This window comes from Streptomyces sp. L500, from assembly GCF_054551825.1.
Genome location: NZ_JBTOLC010000095.1, coordinates 1 through 4,389 on the forward strand (window position 1 = coordinate 1; position 4,389 = coordinate 4,389).

Sequence of the window (4,389 nt, forward strand, 5' to 3'; positions counted from 1 at the left end):
CCGCCCCCACCTTCGGCCCGGTCCACCGCGTCACCCCCGACGGCAAGCCCTGCCGTCCCCGCCGCGACACGGGCCACTGCACGCACGACCGCCCGGTCGCCTGCCACCGGAGCCACACCCCGACCGGTCCGGCCGCCGGACAGCCGCTGTGTCCCGGCTGCTACGACTACACCGGCCACGTCCTCTGGCACGCCCACGCCGGGGAACTGTGGTCCCGCTTCACCCGCGCCGTCCGCCGCCACCTCGCCACCGCCGCCGGGATCCCCCAGTCGCGGTTCGGCGAGCACGCCCGGCTTTCCTTCGCCAAGGTCGCCGAGTACCAGCGCCGCGCCGCCGTCCACGTCCACGCTGTCGTCCGCCTCGACGGGCCCACCGGCCCCCACACCCCGCCCCCGCCCTGGGGCACCCCCGCAGCCCTCACCACCGCCATCCATGCGGCAGCCCGGTCCGTCACCGTCCACAGCCCCTACAGCCCGGCCATCGGCGACCACGAACTCCGCTGGGGCGCCCAGCTCGACGTCCGTCCTCTGAACGTCCTCGACCGCGACCACGTCGACGGCCTGGCCTACGACGCCGTTGCCGCCTACATCGCCAAGTACGTCACCAAGAGCGCCGCCGACACCTCCGCCGGCACCGACCACCCCCTGACCACCCGCGACGACATAACCGCCGTCCCCGCCACGCCCCACGTCCGCACCCTCATGCGCACCTGCTGGGACCTAGGCGGCCTCCCCGAACTCCGCGACCTCCGCCTCCGCGCCTGGGCCCACACCCTCGGATTTCGAGGTCACATCCTCACCAAATCCCGCGTGTACTCCACCACCTACACCGCCCTGCGCACCGCCCGCGCCAACCACGCCCGCCCCCAACCCCACGACGACCAGGAAGTCGAGACGACCACTGAGACCTACTGGCGCTATACCGGCTCTGGCCACACCCCCGGCGCCGCTCTCATCGCCGCCGGAGTCGCCGAGGACCGCGCCCAATCCCGACAGCTCTACAAGGAGGCCCGGCAAGACGACGAGCAGCTGTACCCGCAGCGACAGGGACGGGGGCCGGGCTTATGAGAGGCGGCAGCAACCTGCTCATGACGCCCGACGAAGCGGCCGCCGCGCTGGGCGTGACGAAGAGGGTCCTCATGGACTCGTACCGACGCTGGGGCATCCCGTACCTCAGGGTCGGCAAGCACATCAGATTCCGAACTCGCGATCTGCACAACTGGGTTGACGCTCGCATGCAGTGTGGCTAGCTTCACATCCAAGTCGCTCCAACCCATCAACATGTGGAGGGTAAACAAACGTGGCGACCATCAAGAAGGAAGACTGCCCGTGCCCCCGGCGCAAGAAGTCGACGTGCACGCACAAGCCGTACCGGGTGACGTACCGGGAGCCCGGAGGCAGGGCGGGCAAGCCCCGACAGGTGTCCTTCAAGAAGCTCGAAGACGCCGAGGCGTTCGCGGTCAAGGTCGAGCGGGACAAGGACCTCGGGACGTACATCAACCCCAAAGCGGGTCAGCGGACGTTCGAAGCGGTCTGGAACGAGTGGGTGGGCGCGGGAACTCTCGAAGAGTCCTCGAAGCGGAACTACCAGAGCGTCTACGACAACCACTACGGGCCGTTCTTCGGGACCAAGCCCATCGGCAGCATCACTCCGTCGATCATCCTGGAATGGAAAGCGGATCAGGAGGCGAGGGGCTATACGGAGAACGGAATCCGAGGGCGTGAGAACGTCCTGTCATCCGTCTTCAACTACGCCGTGGCGGCCGAGATCATCGGCCGTAACCCCTGCAAGAAGGCGAATCCCCGTCGGAGCTCGGGCCGCCAGTACACCCCGGTCACCGACGACGACATCCCGACCATGGAAGAGGTCCTCGGCATCATCGCGGAGGCTCCCAAGCTGATCCGCGCCGGCTTCTGGGCCATGGCGGGCTGCGGGACGCGACCGGGGGAGTCCTTGGCGCTCTCGGACCAGTCGATGGACTGGGAGTCCAGCATCCTCGCCGTGGACCACCAGGTCTCCGCCTTCGGCTGCCAGGAGATCTCCGGGTATCGGCGTGGCGTGAAGAGGGGCACGAAACACCGCACCTTCGAGCAGACGCGAAAGACGCCCGTCCCGGAATCGATCAACCAGATCTTCAACGATCACATCGACACATTCGGCACCTGGGGGGACCGCGACTGGTTCTTCGAATCCCCCAGGTTGAATGACCGCCACCCCTCGTACGACTGGTTCCTTGACCAGTTCAAGGCGGCGGCCAAATCAGCCGGAACCCCGCAGTACACCCCGAAGAGCTTCCGGCATTTCTTCGTCTCCGAGGCGATTCACGCCGACATCCCGCTTTTCGAGGTCGCGGCGTGGGTCGGCCACCGCACCACCAGGACGACGGAGCTGGTCTACGGGCACCTCGTGCGCCGGGCCATGGATCGAGGCGCCCGCACGATGCACAACCGCCTCGGGCTGAAGCTGGAGCCCTTCAAGGGCCTCATCGTCCCGCCTCAACTGACCCCCTCGGAGGGGGACGTCGAGGACTGGGGCGACGTGGCCTAAGTGGTCGGTGGCTGTGAGCACGTGTCGACCTGGTGCAGACTTCGCGCCTGCGGGCGGCCCCTGTCAGGAGCTCCCGGCCTCGTCCGAGGTGTTCAGGATGTTCACATTCCGAAACAGTGCGGACGGGCACCCGTGAGACACTGCGGCGACCTGTCCCGGCTGGGCCTTTCCGCAGTTGAAAGCCCCTCCTAGGACGTACGTCTGGGGCCCTCCAACCGCCTCCATGGAGCCCCAGAATTCAGGGGTGATTCCCTGATATGCAAAGTCCCGGACCTGCCCCGCGAGGCGGCCCTTCCGGATCGCGTATGCCCTCTGACCCGTGAACTGGAAGTTGTACCTCTGCATATCGATGGACCACGACCGGTCGCCCACCACATAGATGCCGCGCTCCACCCCGGAGATGAGCTCCTCCGTCGACGGCCCGTCCGCCGCCGGGCGCAGGGAGACGTTCGCCATCCGCTGCACGGGCACGTGCGAGGGCGAGTCCGCGTACGCGCAGCCGTTGGAGCGGGCGAGGCCGGTGAGGCGGGCGATGCGGCGGTCGGTCTGGTAGCCGGTGAGGACGCCGTCCTTGACCAGGTCCCAGGACTGGGCGGCCACGCCCTCGTCGTCGTAGCCGATGGTGGCCAGGCCGTGCTCGGCGGTCCGGTCCCCGGTCACGTTCATGATCTCGGAACCGTACTTCAGGGTGCCCAGCAGATCGGGCGTGGCGAAGGACGTGCCCGCGTACGCGGCCTCGTAGCCCAGCGCGCGGTCCAGCTCGGTGGCGTGGCCGATGGACTCGTGGATGGTCAGCCACAGGTTGCTCGGGTCGACCACCAGGTCGTACGTCCCCGCCGTGACGCTCGGCGCGCGCATCTTCTCGGCCAGCAGCGCGGGGATCTCCTCGAGCTCGGCGTCCCAGTCCCAGCCGCCGGCGCCCGTCAGGTACTCCCAGCCGCGCCCGGCGGGCGGGGCCAGGGTGCGCATGGAGTCGAAGCCGCCGGTCCCGGGGTCCACGGCCACCGCGGTCAGCTGGGGGTGGAGCCGCACCCGCTGCTGGGTGGTCGTGGTGCCGGCGGTGTCCGCGTAGAACTTGTTCTCGTGGACGGTCACCAGCGACGCGTCCGCGTGGGCCACGCCCTCCGCCGCCAGCAGCCGCTCGCTCCACTCGGCGAGCAGCCCGGTCTTCTCCGCGTCCGGCACGTCGAAGGGGTCGATCTCATAGGACGACACCCACGTCCGCTCCGCGTGCACCGGCTCGTCGGCGAGCTCGACCCGCTCGTCCGACCCCGCCGCCGCGATCACCTTCGCGGACAGCTTCGCCATCGCCACCGCCTGCGAGGCCACCCGCGCCGCGGCGTCCATCGTCAGCTCCACACCGGAGGCGAAACCCCACGTCCCGCCGTGGACCACCCGCACCGCGTACCCGAGATCGGTGGCGTCCGAGGAACCCGCGGGCCGGGCGTCCCGCAGCCGCCACGAGGCGCTGCGCACCCGCTCGAAGCGGAAGTCCGCGTGCTCGGCTCCCAGGGCCCGCGCCCGCGCGAGGGCCGCGTCGGCGAGGGGGCGCAGCGGCAGCGCGAGGAATGACGGATCGATATCGTGCGCCACGGTCCACGCTCCTTATCGGTTTCTTTGTCGATGTGTGTCGCATTGACTGCTCCCGCGCCGGAAGGCGGGGATTCCCGCCCGTCCTTATGGACGTGCACCCTTATGGGCACCTCTGGCATGCGTGGGGATTCGTGGCTCAGGCTGCCTCCTGGGGCGGCGCCCCAGGAGGTCCTATGCCCTCAGCGCCAGCCGGGTTCAGACCTGCCCGGACGAGCATCACGCGTGCGGAGTTCTTGTCCCGTGGGGAGA

At 69.2% G+C, this 4,389-nt stretch carries 4 protein-coding genes and 1 pseudogene; 3 read left to right on the top strand and 2 right to left on the bottom strand.

Features of this window, described 5'->3' with window-relative positions; translation table 11 throughout:
• The 3 genes from ACX9I7_RS32280 to ACX9I7_RS32290 form a co-directional block, all read left to right on the top strand.
• Positions 1–1,067 (top strand): replication initiator (locus ACX9I7_RS32280; RefSeq protein WP_459389351.1); only part of this gene is annotated, 1,067 nt, incomplete at its 5' end.
• Positions 1,068–1,087: 20 nt separating this feature from the next.
• Positions 1,088–1,249 (top strand): helix-turn-helix domain-containing protein, encoded by a 162-nt coding sequence (locus ACX9I7_RS32285; protein ID WP_459389352.1) that lies wholly within the window; start codon positions 1,088–1,090, stop codon positions 1,247–1,249.
• A gap of 50 nt (positions 1,250–1,299) precedes the next feature.
• The gene (locus ACX9I7_RS32290; protein WP_459389353.1) at positions 1,300–2,547 is read left to right on the top strand and encodes a tyrosine-type recombinase/integrase; all 1,248 of its coding nucleotides are present in this window, start codon (positions 1,300–1,302) and stop codon (positions 2,545–2,547) included.
• 63 nt (positions 2,548–2,610) lie between these two features.
• On the opposite strand, the gene ACX9I7_RS32295 is transcribed toward ACX9I7_RS32290, so the two are convergent.
• Together ACX9I7_RS32295 and ACX9I7_RS32300 are read right to left on the bottom strand one after the other, a co-directional pair.
• The gene (locus ACX9I7_RS32295; RefSeq protein WP_459389354.1) at positions 2,611–4,140 is read right to left on the bottom strand and encodes a TldD/PmbA family protein; all 1,530 of its coding nucleotides are present in this window, start codon (positions 4,138–4,140) and stop codon (positions 2,611–2,613) included.
• Between the two features lie 136 nt (positions 4,141–4,276).
• A pseudogene (locus ACX9I7_RS32300) lies at positions 4,277–4,389 on the bottom strand (RNA-guided endonuclease TnpB family protein); the annotation flags it as partial.

Excerpts from the sequence above, each read along its gene's own strand:
- ACX9I7_RS32285 (WP_459389352.1), top strand. The coding sequence starts at position 1,088 with ATGACGCCCGACGAAGCGGCCGCCGCGCTGGGCGTGACGAAGAGGGTC.